Source organism: Pseudomonas sp. FG43 (genome assembly GCF_057809175.1).
This window is the reverse complement of the sequence record NZ_JBMDJL010000011.1, coordinates 108,371-125,236: the sequence shown is the minus strand read 5'-3', so window position 1 is coordinate 125,236 and position 16,866 is coordinate 108,371. Positions and strand designations below refer to the sequence as shown.

14 protein-coding genes are annotated in these 16,866 nt (G+C 57.5%); 10 read left to right on the top strand and 4 right to left on the bottom strand.

Annotation, left to right across the window (positions count from 1 at the left end; all coding sequences use genetic code 11):
- Positions 1-6: 6 nt before the first annotated feature.
- From ACODS3_RS15020 to tssM, 6 genes are read left to right on the top strand one after another with little or no spacing between them, the layout of a single operon-like run.
- On the top strand, positions 7-147 hold the full coding sequence (locus ACODS3_RS15020) for a type VI secretion protein (RefSeq protein ID WP_489035000.1): 141 nt from the start codon (positions 7-9) through the stop codon (positions 145-147).
- Between the two features lie 18 nt (positions 148-165).
- Positions 166-954 (top strand): type VI secretion system-associated FHA domain protein TagH, encoded by a 789-nt coding sequence (gene tagH, locus ACODS3_RS15015; protein ID WP_304574659.1) that lies wholly within the window; start codon positions 166-168, stop codon positions 952-954.
- On the top strand, positions 954-1,454 hold the full coding sequence (gene tssJ, locus ACODS3_RS15010) for a type VI secretion system lipoprotein TssJ (protein WP_201017202.1): 501 nt from the start codon (positions 954-956) through the stop codon (positions 1,452-1,454). Before tagH ends, tssJ begins: the two co-directional genes overlap by 1 nt.
- Positions 1,447-2,781, top strand: a complete 1,335-nt coding sequence (gene tssK, locus ACODS3_RS15005; protein ID WP_489034998.1) for a type VI secretion system baseplate subunit TssK — start codon at positions 1,447-1,449, stop codon at positions 2,779-2,781. The genes tssJ and tssK overlap by 8 nt, the downstream gene beginning before the upstream one ends.
- A 2-nt stretch (positions 2,782-2,783) precedes the next feature.
- The gene (gene icmH, locus ACODS3_RS15000) at positions 2,784-3,650 is read left to right on the top strand and encodes a type IVB secretion system protein IcmH/DotU (protein WP_489034996.1); all 867 of its coding nucleotides are present in this window, start codon (positions 2,784-2,786) and stop codon (positions 3,648-3,650) included.
- Complete coding sequence (gene tssM / locus ACODS3_RS14995) at positions 3,650-7,147, top strand: type VI secretion system membrane subunit TssM (RefSeq protein WP_489034994.1); 3,498 nt, start codon at positions 3,650-3,652, stop codon at positions 7,145-7,147. The genes icmH and tssM overlap by 1 nt, the downstream gene beginning before the upstream one ends.
- A 35-nt stretch (positions 7,148-7,182) precedes the next feature.
- Here tssM and ACODS3_RS14990 read toward each other — a convergent pair whose 3' ends face one another.
- Entirely contained in the window at positions 7,183-8,100 is a 918-nt protein-coding gene (locus ACODS3_RS14990; protein ID WP_201016935.1) for a LysR family transcriptional regulator, read from the bottom strand.
- Between the two features lie 103 nt (positions 8,101-8,203).
- Here ACODS3_RS14990 and ACODS3_RS14985 point away from each other — a divergent pair, with 103 nt between their 5' ends.
- Both ACODS3_RS14985 and ACODS3_RS14980 read left to right on the top strand, forming a co-directional pair.
- Positions 8,204-9,406 carry an aspartate aminotransferase family protein gene (locus ACODS3_RS14985; RefSeq protein ID WP_201016936.1) on the top strand — a complete coding sequence of 401 codons (1,203 nt, stop codon included), beginning with the start codon at positions 8,204-8,206 and terminating at the stop codon, positions 9,404-9,406.
- Between the two features lie 114 nt (positions 9,407-9,520).
- On the top strand, positions 9,521-10,051 hold the full coding sequence (locus tag ACODS3_RS14980; protein ID WP_201016937.1) for a DUF4174 domain-containing protein: 531 nt from the start codon (positions 9,521-9,523) through the stop codon (positions 10,049-10,051).
- A gap of 53 nt (positions 10,052-10,104) precedes the next feature.
- On the opposite strand, the gene ACODS3_RS14975 is transcribed toward ACODS3_RS14980, so the two are convergent.
- Both ACODS3_RS14975 and ACODS3_RS14970 read right to left on the bottom strand, forming a co-directional pair.
- Positions 10,105-10,545 (bottom strand): CBS domain-containing protein, encoded by a 441-nt coding sequence (locus ACODS3_RS14975; RefSeq protein ID WP_201000349.1) that lies wholly within the window; start codon positions 10,543-10,545, stop codon positions 10,105-10,107.
- A 141-nt stretch (positions 10,546-10,686) separates the two neighbouring features.
- Positions 10,687-13,191, bottom strand: coding sequence for a TonB-dependent siderophore receptor (locus tag ACODS3_RS14970; RefSeq protein WP_489034991.1), 2,505 nt, complete (start codon positions 13,189-13,191; stop codon positions 10,687-10,689).
- 256 nt (positions 13,192-13,447) lie between these two features.
- On the opposite strand from ACODS3_RS14970, the gene ACODS3_RS14965 reads away from it, so the two are divergent.
- Together ACODS3_RS14965 and ACODS3_RS14960 are read left to right on the top strand one after the other, a co-directional pair.
- Complete coding sequence (locus ACODS3_RS14965) at positions 13,448-13,903, top strand: hypothetical protein (protein WP_489034989.1); 456 nt, start codon at positions 13,448-13,450, stop codon at positions 13,901-13,903.
- Between the two features lie 114 nt (positions 13,904-14,017).
- On the top strand, positions 14,018-16,387 hold the full coding sequence (locus ACODS3_RS14960; RefSeq protein ID WP_201016940.1) for a DNA polymerase II: 2,370 nt from the start codon (positions 14,018-14,020) through the stop codon (positions 16,385-16,387).
- Between the two features lie 11 nt (positions 16,388-16,398).
- On the opposite strand, the gene ACODS3_RS14955 is transcribed toward ACODS3_RS14960, so the two are convergent.
- Positions 16,399-16,836, bottom strand: a complete 438-nt coding sequence (locus ACODS3_RS14955; protein ID WP_201016941.1) for a winged helix-turn-helix transcriptional regulator — start codon at positions 16,834-16,836, stop codon at positions 16,399-16,401.
- Between the last annotated feature and the right edge of the window lie 30 nt (positions 16,837-16,866).

The window sequence follows — 16,866 nt, the reverse complement described above, 5'->3', positions numbered from 1 at the left end:
GGTTTTATGAGTGTTCGCTACTGGCTGCCTGTTGTTTCTGTTCTTGTGGTTATTGCCTTTCTTGCGGGATGCACTGGCCACTTCAAGTTTGATGATGACGAGTACCGTCCTCTGGGCGATCCCGACTCACTAAACCGTGGTAAGTAATCATAAATAGGTGTGCTCATGGAACGGCTTTTTGAAGTGGAAAACACCTTGCTGGACCCTCTTGCAGCACTGGAGTCCAGAAACAGTGTTTATTCAGACATGAATGACTTCTATTCATTGCCCAGTGCGTCCTGGCAGACAGGCCAGAGTCAGGATCATGCTCAAGTAGACAGTGAACATATGTCGTTGCCTGAGTTGATTGATATGCCAGTCACTGAACCTTGTCCGGTCGAGCCGGAAAGGCTGATGGACGACTTCTGGAAAGAGTTTGGCGATGCGCTGGGGATCAGTCTCGATCATCTTGAACTGTCCGGCCGTGAAGCCCTGGCGATAAATACCGCTCGCCTGTTCCGGCAGTGTATTGGCGGCTTGCGAAAAAACCTGCACACCCGCAGTGAGTTGAAACGCGAGTTGCAGTTAGTACCTGACAGCATTAGCCCGCTTGAAGACGCGGCAGATATCAGCATTGCAATGGATAAATTGCTGCTGGGCACATCGCCGTCGCTTGTCCAGGCCTTTCGTGACTTGCAGGCGCATCAGGTTGCCATGTTTGACGCCAGTCGGACCCTGGTGCGTGCCACTTTCGATCATTTTTCACCGCAACACCTGACCTGGCAGTTTGAGCTGGATAACGGTGCCTCGTTATTGCGGACAGCGGGCAGTCGCTGGCGCGCGTATATGCGCCATTACCGCACTTTGGAACAAGAGAGTGAATGGGAAGAACACCTGCTGGTTCGCAATTTTTCTCAGGCCTATCAAGAACAGATTCGCCTGATCAATACCCTCCATTTCAATACCCAAGGATGATGCTTATGTTTTGCTTCAGGAGTTCGATCATGCTGTCAGTGCTGCTGGCACTTGGCGGTTGTTCGGCATTGTCGCCTTACTCGACCCAGACTCGTTTGAGTCTGCAGTTGACTGCCAGTGATTACCTTAATCCGGATATCAATGGTCGGTCATCTCCCATTGTCTTGCGTCTGCTGGAGTTAAGGCATCCCGTCACTTTCGAGAACCTGGATTTCTTCAGTTTGTATGGGCGTGCGAGGGAATCCCTGAATAAGGATCTGGTGATCAGTGAGGAACTGGAGTTATTGCCAGGGCAACGTATCGATCTCAAGTTGAGAGCCGGTAAAGACAGTCAATATATCGGTGTCCTGGCGGCTTATCGAAACCTGCCTGAAGCCCGGTGGCGCCATGTTATCCCGCTGACGGCCGAAGGGCATACGCGCACCGGGCTGACACTCGATGAAACCGGTATTCACCGCAGTGATGAATATCAGCCGAAGCGAATGACCGGTCATGAATGAGCATAAAGTCATCTGGCGCGAAGGTATGTTGTTGCGCCCGCAGCACTTCCAGCATAACGACCGTTACTATGACCATCAGATGAAGACCCGTACACGGTTGGCCGGTGCCTACCTGTGGGGTTTCATGACGTTGGTGATTGACCCGCAGTTTCTTGCTTCCGGGCAAATAGTGATTGCGCAGGCCTCGGGTGTTCTTCCCGATGGAAGCATCTTTGACCTCAGGGACCGCGATAAACCCCTGGTGCTGGATATACCGCCAGACATCATGGACACGTCGGTCTATCTTGCGTTGCCGCTGGTGACCGGGAATTACATTGAGGCGCGAGGCCCTGAACAGCCGGATGTGCTGGCACGTTACACCGCCTATACAAGCAAGATATCCGACTCCAATGCCGGGGAGGGTAACGCCACGGAGATCATTTGTGCGCGCCCGGAGTTTCGCCTGCTGCTGGGTGAGCAGCAGAGTGAACAGACTTATGTGAAGCTCAAGCTGTGCCATGTCCTGTCTGTTTCTCCAGACAAGGCGATCACCCTGGCGACTGAGTTCACACCGACATTCATCAACGTTCGCAGCTCGGCCTATCTGGCCTCATGCCTCAAGGAAGTTGTGGGCCTGCTGGAATACAGAGGCGATGTCATTGCCGGGCGCATTCGGGCGAGCGGCAAGGTCGGGGGCGCGGAAGTTGGCGACTTCATGATGTTGCAACTGATCAATCGCACTGAACTTATCCTGAAGCATTACCTGAATATCGAAGATGTTCATCCTGAAGAGTTGTACCGCGTGCTGCTGGTCATGCTGGGTGACCTGGCCACTTTCGGCAGTGACAGCAGGCGTCCCTCACTGAGCAGCACTTATCGACATGGCGATCAGTGTGCGACGTTCAGGGCCTTGATGGCTGATATCCGGCAAGTGTTGTCGATGGTGCTTGAGCAACATGCAACCGAACTGGAACTTCAGGCCCGTCAGTATGGGGTTCTGGTTTCCCCACGTGTCGATCAGCAATTGCTTGGCTCGGCGTCGTTCGTTCTGGCGGCCAGTGCGCATTGCGATACCGAAGAGTTACGGCATCGATTGCCTTCACATCTCAAGGTCGGGTCTGTAGAGAGCATCCGCGAACTGGTCAGCCTGCATCTACCGGGAATCAGGCTCAGGCCACTGCCGGTCGCGCCCCGGCAGATTCCGTTTCACTCGAACAAGACCTATTTCATTCTCGAACTCAGTACTCAGGAACAAGCCCAGGTGGAAAACTCCGGTGGCTTTGCTTTCCATGTTTCAGGTGAGTTTGACGGGCTCGAACTGAAATTCTGGGCCATCAGGAACTCATGAACATGCGCATTGATATGCAAGGCGATCAGGACGACAACCTGGTTCATCAGCAGGACAGCGGACATGGCGGGCTTACAGACTTCGCCAGACCGTCAGGTTTCGAGCAACTCGAAGAGCGGCTGAGCTATACGGCACGTGTGGTGCCTGCCGAGACGTTCAGCATCAACATCAACCCTCTTGTAACGGCCGCGAGTGATCTGTTGGCGGAGATCGTCAAGCTGGCCCTTGGCGCAGAGGCGGATGAACTTCACTCACTGAACCGAAGGCTTTCGCAGAACATCAGGCTTTTCGAGGCCCGAGCCCGGCAGGAGGGCATAGAGAACGATCAACTGCTGGCTGCCCGTTATGTGCTTTGTACAGTGATTGATGAAACCGTACTGACCACAAGTTGGGGCAGCGAATGGTCGACGATGAGCCTGCTGAGCCGTTTTCATCAGGAAACCTTTGGCGGTGAGAAGTTCTTCCTTTTGTTGGAGCGCTTATCGAGCAATCCGGCCCGGCATTTACCCATGCTGGAGTTGATGTATCTGTGCCTGTCATTGGGGTTTGAAGGCAAATACCGGGTCATGAAGCGCGGAAGCATCGAGCTGGAAGGGATTCGTGACGGCCTTTATCGGCAGATCCGGCAGTTGCGCGGCGATGTCTGTTCAGAGCTATCGCCGAACTGGCATGGAATGCAGGGCCAGCAGGGTCCGGCCATTCGCCCGGCTCCCTGGTGGCTGGTGGGTGTGTTCACCTTCGTGAGCCTGACAGTGATGTATTCGGGGTTCGCCTGGGTACTGGCCGAGCAGCGCGAGATGGTGCTCAAACCCTATCGTCAGATCCACGCCGCAGTACCCAAGACCTCAGCCGCAAACAGAGACATGTAATGAAAAATCTCTTCAAGAAAATGGCAGCCCTGTTTTGCCGGACATGGCTGTGGACGCTGCTGTCCGTGTTGTTTCTGGCGCTGTGCATATGGTTCGTGGGGCCGTTGCTGGCGGTGGCCGATCACAAGTTCTGGGAAAGCCCGACGTCCCGTCTTTTGTCCGTGAGCCTGTTGTTTCTGCTGTGGGGGCTGAGCATGGTCTTCGTCAGTTGGCGCAGCGCAGCAGGCAGGAAGAAACTGGAGGCCGACACGGCTGGTCAGGAGCATCTTCGCCAGCAGGCCCTGATTGAAAAAGAGCACAAGGAGTTATCCGGACGTTTCAGGGATGCGTTGCGTGTCATCAAGCTTTCCAGCCTGTATGGCGGTCAGGGTGAGCGTTTGCCCTGGTACCTGTTGATCGGCCCTGCCGGGAGTGGCAAGACGAGCCTTCTGGACTTTTCCGGCTTGGAGTTTCCGCTCAATAAAACCGGGCGCAAGTTGACCCGTGATACCCGAGGCACCGCCAGCAGCGATTGGTACTTTGCCGATCAGGCGGTGATTATCGATACGCCGGGCCGATACCTTGAGCAGGCCACGCCGCAAGTCGATGCCAGCGCCTGGCTTACGTTGCTGGGGCTGCTGCGTAACCGTCGACGGACCTGTCCGGTCAATGGCGTATTGGTGACGTTGTCTGTCGATATCCTTTTGGAGAATGACGAAGTCCGTCTGGAGATGGTCGCCGAAGCGGTACGTAACCGTCTGGATGAGTTGTATCGCAAGTTGCATGTCGATGTGCCGGTTTATCTGGTGTTGACCAAGGCCGACTCGCTGCAGGGGTTCGATGAGTTTTTCGACCAGCTATCCAGAGAAGAAGGCGAGCAGGTGCTTGGCGCGACGTTCGGCAAGGATCAGCCAGGCAGTGATCCCGATGTGCTCAAGCACGAGTTCGAAGAACTGCTGCGACGCCTGGGCAGCCAGGTCATCATGCGTATCCACCAGGAGCATGACCTTCAGCGGCGTGGGCGAATGCTCGGGTTTCCCGATCAGTTCGGGTTGATCGGGCATCGGCTGTGCATGTTTGCCGAGATGGCTTTTGCGGGGAGTCGATATCAGCGCGCCACGCAACTGCGCGGTTTCTATCTGACCTGCGCGCCTCATCTGCCCGCAAGCGTTCAAGAGGCCAGTGCAGAGGAGGGCAACAGTGCGCCGGGCAACAACAAGGTGTTGCCAGGCATGCACACCGGGCGCGCACGCTTCATTCGTTACCTGTTGAGCCGGGTCATTTTCCCCGAAGCGGCCCTGGCCATGATGGACAAGGGCGAGCGCTGGCGAGTGGATTGGGCGCGTCGCGGCTTGTATTGCGCTGCCCTGATGATATTGGCGTTGTTCGGTGCGCTGTGGGCGAACGGTTTTTCCACCAATCATGATCGCCTGGAGAGCATTCGCCATCTGGCGCAGCAGTGGACACAGCAGCGTTCGACCCTGAATACGCAGGCCGATGCTCTGGCGATACTCAAGCCTCTGAACCTCAGCCATGCAGCCGCCCAGGTTTTTCCCGCGCCAGAAGAGGTATCACTTCATGAGCACAGCGGCCTTTATCAAGGCGAGACCAGCAATCGTGTGCTGATGGATGCTTATCAGGCGGAACTGCAAAACCTGTTGTTACCTCGTGTGGCCCGGACGCTGGAGGCGCAGATACAGGCCAGCATGCAGGACCGTGAGCAACTGCTGGAAAGCCTGCGTGCTTACCTGATGTTGTATTTGCCCCAGCGTCGGGATCAAGCCTTGCTGCGAGACAGGATGGCGGCGGACTGGGCGCTGCGGTATGCAGGTCAGGCGCAGGAGCAAAACGAGCTAAATGGCCATCTGGAACGCCTGCTCAGAGAGTCTTTCGTTTACCCCGTCAACGATGCGCTGGTGGCCCAGGCCCGTCAGGCGCTTCGTAGCGAGTCGCTGGCCACTATCGTCTATCGGGTATTGCGCGAGCAGGCGCGCAATCTTGGGGATTATCGTCTTGCTCAACATATCGGCACCCAGGCCAGCCTTCTGGTTGGCACGCAATACCCGATTCCCGGTTTCTATACTCGGCGAGGCTACCAACAGTTCTTCGTGACCCAGGGTGTTGGCGCGGTCAATGACATCCTGCGTGACAATTGGGTGCTGGGCGACGGCACAGGCCTGAACGGCATGGAACTGCGCAGCCTGATGGTCGAGCTGGAGCAGCTGTATTTTCGTGATTATGCCAATCATTGGAGCGAGGCTGTCGGGCAGGTTTCATTGCAGCCTTTTGACGGCCCCATGCAGGGCGCGACTCAGGTTTCAGGCCTGATATCAGCCAATTCGCCGTTACTGCAACTGCTGACGCAAGTACGCGATAACACCCAGTTTGCAGCAGCAGCCGAAACGGTGGTGGAAGCGCCAGCAGTTGCCCCGAAAGGTGTGTTGAATGCAGTGGCGTCTGCTGCGGTTGAGCCGGCAGCGGCCTTGCTCCCGGTGTTGCCGGACACTGCGAAGAAATCGTTGCAGCGCCGTTTTGAACCTTTGCATCGCTTGCTGGACGAACACAACGGCCCGGCGGCGGATCTGTTTGTGGTGATCCAGGCTTTGAACGAGGTTCAACTGCAACTCGCCAGTCTGGCGCGATCCGGTCAGCCTGAGCTATTGGCTTTCGAGATGGCGCGAACCCGCATGTCGGGGCAACGGGATGCACTGAGCAACCTGCGCAATGCATCCACTCAGTTGCCGCAGCCGGTTGGTGGATGGTTCAACGGCCTGGCCGAAAGTACCTGGTCATTCGTTCTGGGTGAGGCTTATCGCTATATCAACCAGCGCTACAGGAACGAGCTGTACAGTTTCTATGAGCAGTCCCTCGATAAACGCTATCCGTTCCATGCTCATAGTGGCAGCGATGTCGCCATCAATGACTTTCGCGAGTTCTTCAAGGCGCAAGGGCTGGCCGAGCGGTTTTTCGACAGTTACATGAAGCCTTTTGTAAGTGGCGATCCGGGGCATTATCGCCTGCGTACCATTGATGGTTCAGGCTTGCCTGCCAGTCGTGCCTACCTCGATCAGATGGCCAGTGTGCAGACCATTCGCAAGAGTTTTTTTGCGGAAAACCCCGACGAACCTCTGGTGCAGTTCAAGCTTGAGCCTTACACGCTGGACCCGGCCGTCTGCCGTGCCGAGTTTCGTCTGGGCAACCAGATGATGGAGTATCGCCATGGCCCGATTGTGCCGGTCTCGTTCAAGTGGCCCACCGATGCAGATGACGGCCGTGCCAGCCTGGTGCTGGAGCGAATGACAGAACGCCCGATAGGTATCGAGAAGAGTACCGGGCCATGGTCGTTTTTCCGGCTTCTCGATCTGATGCAGGTTGAATACCTCAAAGGCCGGGATGTGCTGGTGCTCAAGGCCGATGTGGGTGGGCTGCGGGCCAATTACCTGTTGCTCGGTCAACGATCTGCGAACCCTTTCGATGTTTCGGTATTGCGCAGATTCCGGATGCCGGCACAGCTTTGATGTTTTGAGGCCGGGAATTGCCGCCCGGCCTTGTTTTATTCCGGCACCTGCTTGCCCCAGCGTTCCATGGTGAAGTCGACAAAGCTGCGCAGTTTGGGTAGTTGGTAGCGATCCGGTGAGTAGATCAAATGCATGGGCCTGCTGGGCAAGTGGTAGTCAGGCAGCAGCGCAACCAGTCGCCCGTCGCGAAGGTCCTGCTGCACGAAAGCGTCGGGCAGCATGACGATGCCTGCGCCAACCCTGGCCGTGCGGTACAGGCCTGACGAGCTGTTCATCACCATCGGGCCGCTTATCTCCACCGTGACTTCACCTTCCGGCCCGGTCAGGCGCCAGTGCTTTTCCACACCGCTCCAGTCATCGCCGGCCGGGTAGGCGAAGGCCAGGCAGTCGTGCAGTTGCAGGTCCTCCGGCCGAAGGGGCATGCCGCGCCGGGCCAGGTAATCCGGTGATGCGCAGATGGTCAGTGTGTAGTCCTGCAAGGGCCTTGCGATCAGACGCGAGTTTTCCGGAACGCTGCCCATGCGGATGGCGGCATCGAAACCGTTGTCGAGCAGGTCCAGACGCTGGTTGGTCAAGACCAGATCCAGCTTGACCTTGGGAAACTGTAAAGAGAACTCGCACAAGGATGGGGCCAGCACTTCCGAGCCGAATGTCAGAGGAGCGGTAATACGCAGGGTGCCGGTGGGTTCGCCCTGAGCCTGTTCGGCCAGTCGTTCGGATGCGGCCACCAGCCCCAGCACCTCCAGGCAGCGTTCGTAATAGGCGGTGCCGAACTCTGTCAGGCGCTGACGCCGGGTCGTGCGCTTGAGCAGGCTGACCCCGAGGCGCTGTTCCAGCGCCCGAAGATGGTTACCGACCATGGTTGTGGAAATCGAACACTCCTGTGCGGCGCCGGTCATGCTGCCTGCTTCCACAACTTTTACGTACACCGACATTGCCTGGAACAAATCCATTATCAAGTCCAAGTTTAAAATGATTGAAGGGTTTCAGTGTTTATCCAGCTCTGGTGGCTAACGATACTGCAAAAAACGACTGACCACCCTGGAGCTTTACACCATGACCGCCGATTGCCTGATGACCACTTACAAGCCCCTGGCCCTGAATTTTGTCCGTGGCCTGGGCACCCGTCTGTGGGATCAGGCAGGGCGCGAGTATCTGGACGCCGTGGCAGGCGTTGCGGTGACCAATGTCGGCCACTCTCATCCCTTGCTGGTAGCCGCTATCAGCGAGCAGGCAGGCCTACTGTTGCATACCTCCAATCTGTACAGCATTGATTGGCAGCAACGATTGGCACACAAGCTGACCCGGTTATCGGGCCTGGAGCGTGCGTTTTTCAACAATTCCGGTGCCGAGGCCAACGAAACGGCACTCAAGCTCGCCCGTTTGCATGGCTGGCACAAAGGCATTGATCAGCCCTTGGTGGTGGTCATGGAAAACGCTTTTCACGGGCGCACGCTGGGCACCTTGTCCGCGAGTGACGGGCCTGCCGTGCGGCTGGGTTTCAGCGCTTTACCGGGGGATTTCATCAAGGTTGCGTTCGGGGATCTGGCAGCGTTTGACCGGATATGTGAAAGCCATGGCCATCGCATCGCCGCCGTGCTGGTCGAGCCTGTGCAAGGCGAGGGCGGGGTGCAGGTCGCGCCAGATGGGTATCTGAAAGCCTTGCGTGAATGTTGCACACGGCGCAACTGGTTGCTGATGCTCGATGAAATCCAGACGGGCATGGGGCGTACCGGGCAATGGTTTGCCTTTCAGCACGAAGGCATAGTGCCCGACGTCATGACCCTGGCCAAAGGCCTGGGCAATGGAGTGCCCATCGGCGCCTGCCTGGCGAAAGGCCCGGCTGCCCGATTGTTTACACCCGGCAGTCATGGCAGCACCTTTGGCGGTAATCCACTGGCCTGCCGCGCCGCCTGTACTGTGGTGGACATCATCGAGCAGCAGGATCTTGTGCAGAACGCTCGTCAGCAAGGGCTGCACTTGCTTGAGCGGTTGTGCGAAGAACTGAGCGATCACCCAGAGGTACTGGCCATTCGTGGCCTGGGATTGATGATCGGAATTGAACTGCAACAAGCCATTTCTAACCTGGCCTTGATTGCAGCCCGCCAGCAAGGTTTGTTGATCAATGTGACGAGAGGCAAGACCATCCGCCTTTTACCGCCGCTGATTCTTGATGGCGCAGAAGTCGAAATGATCGTGCAGGGCATCGTCAAGACACTGGATAGCGTCGACCGCAGTGCAATTCAGGGGTGTGCCTGAGGCAACGGATTGAGGGAAAGGCGAATCCTGGGCTATACCGTGATGATGCAGATGCGGTAGAACAAAGGCGGGAATTATGAGTCTCACCCCCCATGGATTTGAAAGGAGCCCACCATGCTTATCCGGTCCCTGACCCTCGCCACCTTGCTGATCGCTGCCGGTCCGTCGTTCGCGGCCGACAGCGATGCTCCGCTGGCGCAGGAGCGCGGCAAGACACGTCCGTTGATCATCATTGCCCCCAGCACGGTCGACCCCACCCTGATCAGCCTGAAAAAGGCCCTTGATGAACCCGCCAATCGCGAGGCATTCGCCCAGCGCAATATGGTCCTCTATACCGTGGTCAATACCATCGGTGAGCGTAACGGCAAAACCATGGATGCCCAGTCCACCATGGCCTTGATACGCGAACTCAAGCTGGGTGCGGGTGTACAGACCAAGGTCATTCTTGTGGGCAAGGATGGCGAGAAGAAGATCGAGAAATCCGGGGCAATCGATCCCAAGGAAATCTTCGCCACCATCGATCAGATGCCGATGCGCGAAAAAGAAGCTGCCGCGCCGCCCCCGGAACCGGAAGCCAAACCGGCGCCTGCCGAAAAGGCTGCGAAACCCGGCAAGGCGACCCAAGGCAAGACGCTGGACGATTGATGAGAGAGCAGGGTGGAGCTGTGTTGTCAGCTCCACCCTTTTTCTGTTGAGGCTCAATCGCCTCGAATGTACTGCTCAAGCTGCTGGATAAGGCTGGCCTGTTCCGCGATGGCTTCCTTGACCAGGTCACCGATGGACAACAGTCCCAGCAACTGCCCGTCTTCCACTACCGGCAGGTGACGAAGATGATTGTCGGTCATGATGCCCATGCAGGTTTCCACGCTCTGTTGTGAATCGACCGTGATGACCTTGCTGCTCATGATGGCGCTGACCGGCGTGCCGACAGACGAGCGTCCCTTGAGAATCATCTTGCGTGCGTAGTCACGCTCGCTGACCACCCCGACAACCACACCGCCTGCAACGACCGGCAATGCCCCGATATTCTTGTCGGCCATCAGCCTGAGTGCATCGAGCACCATCTGATCGGGACCGATGGTATGCACTTGCTGGTTGTGTTCGGATTTGAGCTTCAGCAATTGGGCAACGGTTTTCATATGGCTCTCCGTGAATGAGGACCTGAACAGACTGTGTGAATTATTGTAGCCCTCGGTTGAGGGCACTACAGAATCACGGGAACGGAGAATTCAGGCAAGTCTTTGTGAAAGGGGGATGCCAGGCCCCCCCTTTTGCATGATCTACCAGCGATAGGTCGCACTGGCCTGCACGGTACGTTGCGCGCCGTACCAGCACCACGAATAGTAATAGCAGGACGCTATGTATTCCTTGTTGGCCAGGTTGGAGACATTCAGCGCCAGACGCAGGTTATCCATCGGGCTGTAGAGGTTTGGAATGTCGTAATGCGCCGCAGCGTCGAACAAGGTGTAGCCCGGCACTTTCAGGCTGTTGGCCTCATCACCCCAGGTCGAGCCGATATAACGCGCACCACCACCGACGCCAAAGCCGTTCAGCTTGCCCTCGCGAAAGGTGTAGTCGACCCATGCCGAGGCCGTATGACGCGGAATGGCTGGCGGGGTTGTGCCTTCAGCCGGCAGCGCCGGGCCATTGGCCTGGCCGACGATCCCCGGCTGGACCCGCACTGTGCTGTTTGACTTGCTGATCTGGTTGTCCAGATAGGCATAAGCCGCCGTGATATCCAGGTTGTCGCTCAGGCTGGCCTTGCCTTCAAGCTCGAAGCCGCGTGACTGGACTTCCCCTGTCTGGACCTGGCAGCGGGCACCGTTGCAGATATTGGTCGCGACCGGGTCCGGAGTCAGTACATTGGTGCGTCGCAAATCGAAGATGGCGGCACTGATGAAGCTGTTGCTGCCCGGCGGCTGATACTTGATGCCCAACTCGTACTGCTTGCCCTCGGTCGGCTCGAAAGGCCTGTTGCCAAAGCCTGTGCCCGATTGCGGCTCGAAGGATTCGGAATAGCTGATGTAAGGCGCCAGGCCGTTATCGAACAGATAGACAAGGCCTAGACGCCCAGTGAATGCCTCGCTCTGCACCGAGCTTTTGGTTTTCACGCCGGTCGCTATCCGTCTTGAACTGTTGGTGCTGTCAGCCCAGTCGTAGCGGCCACCCATCAGCAATACCCATTTGTCCCACTTCATCTGTTCTTGCAGATACAGACCTTTCTGCTGGCTGCGGGCGGTCACGTCAGTGCTGTAGGTGATGGGCGTTATCGGGCTGCCGTACACCGGATCGAACAAGTCCAGCGCCGGACCATTGCCACTCCCGGATTTTGTGTCGGTACTGGTGTTCTGATAATCGGCACCGAACAGCACCGTATGCTGCACAGGGCCGGTATCGAACCTGGCCTGGAGCTGATTATCGACAGTGTAGGAATCCATGTTTACATCGCTGCCGATGGTGTAGCGCCCCATGGTGCGGTAATCGGGCTGCAAGGCATCGGTGCCGTTGTAGATACTCTGATAGATACCTTCGCTGCGCAGGTAGCGGGTGTTCTGGCGAAAGGTCCAGACATCGTTCAAGTGATGCTCGAACAGGTAGCCGACGGCGTGATACTCACGGTCGCTTTTCTCGAAGTCCTTTTCTCCGTCGTAGAAGTCCACGTCGATATTGCGCCCGGTCGGGCTGTCCAGCAATGAGCCGTAAGCCGGCATCGAGCCATAAGATGCGCCTTTGGGATCACTTTGATAGTTCGCCAGAAAAGTCAGCGAGGTGTCTTCATTCGGGCGCCAGGTGAAGGCTGTCGCAATCGATTGGCGGCGGGTTTCGGTATGTTCGATCTGGCCGTCGGCATCGTCATACAGCCCGGACACGCGATAGGAGTAGACCCCCTGATCGTCAATCGGCCCGCCGAAGTCGAAGGTCGTGCGCTTCTTGTTGAAGTTGCCGTAAGTGAGCCCGATTTCGCGAAAGGGTGTCTCGGTCGGCAGCTTGCTGACCATGTTCACCACGCCGCTGGGGCTGGCCTGGCCGTACAGCACGGAAGAGGGGCCGCGCAGCACTTCGACCCGTTCCAGATCGAAAGCATCTTTCTGGGGTGACGCATCACGGTTACCCGGCATGCGCAGGCCATCCAGATAGGTCGCTGGAGAGAAACCACGGATGCTCATCTGGTCGAGTCGCGAGGCTGTAGAGCCACGGGTCTCCGGCACCACCGCCGCGCTGTAGCGCAGGATCTGATTGAGGCTCGCCGCACCCTGGGCTTTCATCTGGTCCTTGGTGACCACCGAAATCGACTGCGGCGTTTCGATCAGCGCGGTGTCGGTCTTGGTTCCGGTCCGGCCACGGGTCGCGACATAGCCGGAAACCGGGCCACTGGCGCTCTCGGCCTGGGTTGCTCCGATGATGCTGGTGGCTTGCAGCTCCATTGTTCCTTCAGTGGGTTCGGGCGCTGGCTCGATGCGATAGCGATTGGCCGATAACGCCAGGGCCTGCAAGCCAGTACCGCTGAGCAAACGGCTGATGGCCTCGTGGGTACTGAATTGCCCCTGCAGCCCGTTGCTGCGCTTGCCTCGTGTCAGAGCCGGGTCAAATGCCAGTACCAGTTGCGCTTGCTCCGCAAGAGTATTGAGCGCTTCACTCAAATCCCCGGCCGGGATCGAGAAATGGCTGACAACGCTGGCCTGTTGCTCAGGCACGGACGATTCGGCGGCTTGCAGAGGCACCGCAGCGCAGGCCATGAGAGTGGCGAACGCCAATGGATGCAGCGAACTGGCAGGGCGAGACATGAAAGATCCTTGGTGCAAATGGAGGGTTTCCTTAGCCCTGACGTACACCAAGGGAAAACGGACAGTGGAATGAGAAATATTTATATCTGGCGCGCGCCATGGCGGGAAATCAGGTAGCGCTCCAGGCACCTGTCATGTGCCTCATGTCGGCATGGATACGATTTGATACAAATATGACACATCTTGCTAAAGCCAAGGCTTTCCTGGCCGATACCTCGTGCATAAATAGACGTTATCGCTCCGGAGCCTGGCCCCAATGAAAATTGCATCTTCCGACCAAACGCCTCTAATGCAACTGCACATTGCCAGCTCAGTGCCAGTGGTTGCGACCGAAAACTCGGTCAGTGCCAGCGTTACGCCCGTTACGGTTCAGGTTCAGATCTCCAAAGAAGGCCGTGAAAAATTAGAAAGTGAAAAATACGCGGACATTGACCGGGCTCCCTTGCCCGAAGACGTCAAAGAGGCCCTGAAGAATATTCGTAAGCTGCAGGAAAAAGTTGCTGAGAAAAGTCAGGAACTGATGGAGTTGGCAAGCGACAAGACGTTGTCTGACGACGACCTCAAGCGTAAACGAGATACGTTGACGATCGAGATAAGAAGCATGCAATCCGCTTTGGGGGATGCAATGAGCGCCCTGAACAACTCAATGAGTTCAAAAAACATGAGTGCCGAGAGCCAGGGCATTGCCAGGGGGCTGCTCGGGATGAAATAAGCCATGAGCTTTGTGCGGCCAGGATTGAACATGTCCCGAACCGGGCTATGCCGGGCGCGATGTGTACGAGAAGGGTAGAATCACCTTCTGAAACACTTTCTTGAGGTCCGCACGTTGGATTTACAGCAGGGCTTTATCCTGAGCCGACACTGGCGTGATACGCCTGCCGGGACTGAAGTCGACTTCTGGCTGGCCACCGATCACGGCCCCAGACATATCCGCCTGCCTTGCCAGCCTTCCGTCGCTTTTGTGCCCGCCGAGCAGAGCGAGCGGGCCAAGGCGTTGCTGCGCAGCGAGCGTGGTGTGGAGCTGCGTCCGCTGGCGCTCTGTGATTTCCGGCATCGTCCGGTGCTGGGTGTCTATTGCCAGCAGCATCGGCAGTTGATGAACATCGAGAAGCTGTTGCGCAAGGGCAATGTGGATGTCTATGAAGCCGACATCCGCCCCCCGGAACGCTACCTGATGGAGCGCTTCATCACGGCTCCGGTGCTGTTCGGTGGTACGCCCGATGCCGATGGCGTGTTGTGCGATGCCCATATCAAACCCGACCCGACTTATCGTCCGCAGTTGAAACTGGTGTCGCTGGATATCGAAACCACGGCCAGGGGTGAGCTGTATTCGATTGCCCTGGAAGGCTGCGGGCAGCGCCAGGTCTACATGCTGGGGCCAGCCAACGGCGGCAATGAAGCGCTGGATTTTCAACTGGAATATTGCGACACCCGCGCACAGTTGCTGGAGAGGCTGAACCAGTGGATGGCCCTCCATGATCCGGATGCGATCATCGGCTGGAATGTGGTGCAGTTCGACCTGCGAGTCCTGCATGAGCATGCCAAGCGCCTGCAGGTTCCTCTGATGCTGGGGCGTGACAACGAGCCCATGGGCTGGCGTGAGCATGGCAGCCGCAATAATCATTACTTTGCCGATATCGGCGGCCGTCTGGTGATCGACGGTATTGAAGCGCTGCGCTCCGCAACCTGGAGCTTTCCGTCGTTCAGCCTTGAAAACGTGGCGCAGACCCTGCTGGGCGAAGGCAAGGCCATTGATACGCCGTATCAGCGCATGGACGAAATAAACCGGATGTTCGCCGAGGACAAGCCGGCGCTGGCCCGCTACAACATCAAGGACTGCGAACTGGTGACACGGATCTTCGCCAGGACCGAGTTGCTGACCTTCCTGCTGGAGCGCGCCACGGTGACCGGCTTGCCCGCCGACCGCAGCGGTGGTTCGGTTGCCGCGTTCTGCCATTTGTATATCCCGCTGATGCACCGCCAGGGCTTTGTTGCCCCCAATCTCGGCGAGCGCCTGCCGGAAGCCAGCCCCGGTGGCTTTGTCATGGACTCCCGGCCCGGTCTGTATGAGTCCGTGCTGGTGCTGGACTACAAAAGTCTGTATCCGTCGATCATCCGCTCTTTCCTGATCGACCCCGTGGGGCTTGTCGAGGGTATGCGTCAGCCGGATGACGAGCATTCCGTGCCGGGCTTTCGCGGTGCGCGCTTCTCCCGTACGCGGCATAGCCTGCCGTCCATTGTCGAGCGGGTCTGGCAAGGCCGCGAAACCGCCAAGCGCGAACAGAATGCGCCGCTGTCCCAGGCGTTGAAGATCATCATGAACGCTTTCTATGGCGTGTTGGGGTCGAGCGGTTGTCGCTTTTTCGACCCGCGCCTGGCGTCGTCGATCACCATGCGTGGCCATGAAATCATGCTCAAGACCCGTGAACTGATCCAGGCTCAGGGCTACACGGTGATCTACGGCGACACCGATTCAACCTTCGTCTGGCTGGGACGTCCGCACGAGCAGGAGGAAGCCGCGGATATCGGCCGGGCGCTGGTCAAGCATGTCAACCAGTGGTGGCGTGAGCATCTGCACAACGAGTACGGTCTGCAAAGTGCCCTTGAGTTGCAATATGAAACGCATTTTCGCCGTTTTCTGATGCCGACCATTCGGGGCGCCGAGGAGGGCAGCAAGAAGCGTTATGCCGGGTTGGTGACTCGTGCCGACGGCAGCGAGGAAATGGTCTACAAAGGGCTGGAAACCGTACGCACCGACTGGTCGCCGCTGGCGCAGCAGTTTCAGCAGGAGCTGTACTTGCGGATCTTCAAGCGCCAGCCTTATCAGGATTATGTGCGTGAGTATGTACGCCGCACTCTGGCCGGCGAACTCGATGACTTGCTGATTTATCGCAAGCGGTTGCGTCGCAAGCTGGATGACTACCAACGCAACGTCCCGCCCCATGTGCGGGCGGCGCGTCTTGCCGATGAGTACAACGACCGTCAGGGCCGACCGCGCCAGTATCAGAACGGTGGCTGGATCAGCTATGTGATAAGTGTCGCCGGGCCAGAGCCCCTGGAGATTCGTACCGCGCCTATCGATTACGACCATTACGTCAGCAAGCAACTGCAACCCTTGGCTGACGCAATTCTGCCGTTTGTGCTGTCCCGAACCATCGACTTGCAGAGTCTGGATCAGCTCAGTTTTGACTTCTGATTACGGCTGGTTCATTCCGGAATTTCAATACGGATTGCGCGGGTCCCGATTTCTGCGCCGCTCACGCTATCAATCGCAACAGGTTTTATATCGATGCCCGTCTCGGCATCCAGAAAGCGCGTCAGATCGCCTTCACCTCGATGCTTCTTGCCCCAGGCGCCGATCATGAACAGCACCGGCAAGTAGTCTCTTCCGGCCTCGGTCAAGACATATTCCTCCCGTGGCGGGCGCTCCGAATACAGGCGCTTCTCCAGCAGTTTCTCGTCCGTCAGCGTCGCAAGACGCTTGGTGAGCATGGTCGGGGCGATCCCCAGGCTCTTCTTGAACTGGTCAAAGCGCGTCAGGCCAGCATTGGCATCGCGAAGGATCAGCATGCTCCAGGCATCACCTATGCAAGCGAGGCTTCGGGCGATGGGGCAGGTGCTTTCGGTAGTGTTTTTTGAGTTCATATCATTTCAGTATTGACTCGGTACTGAAAC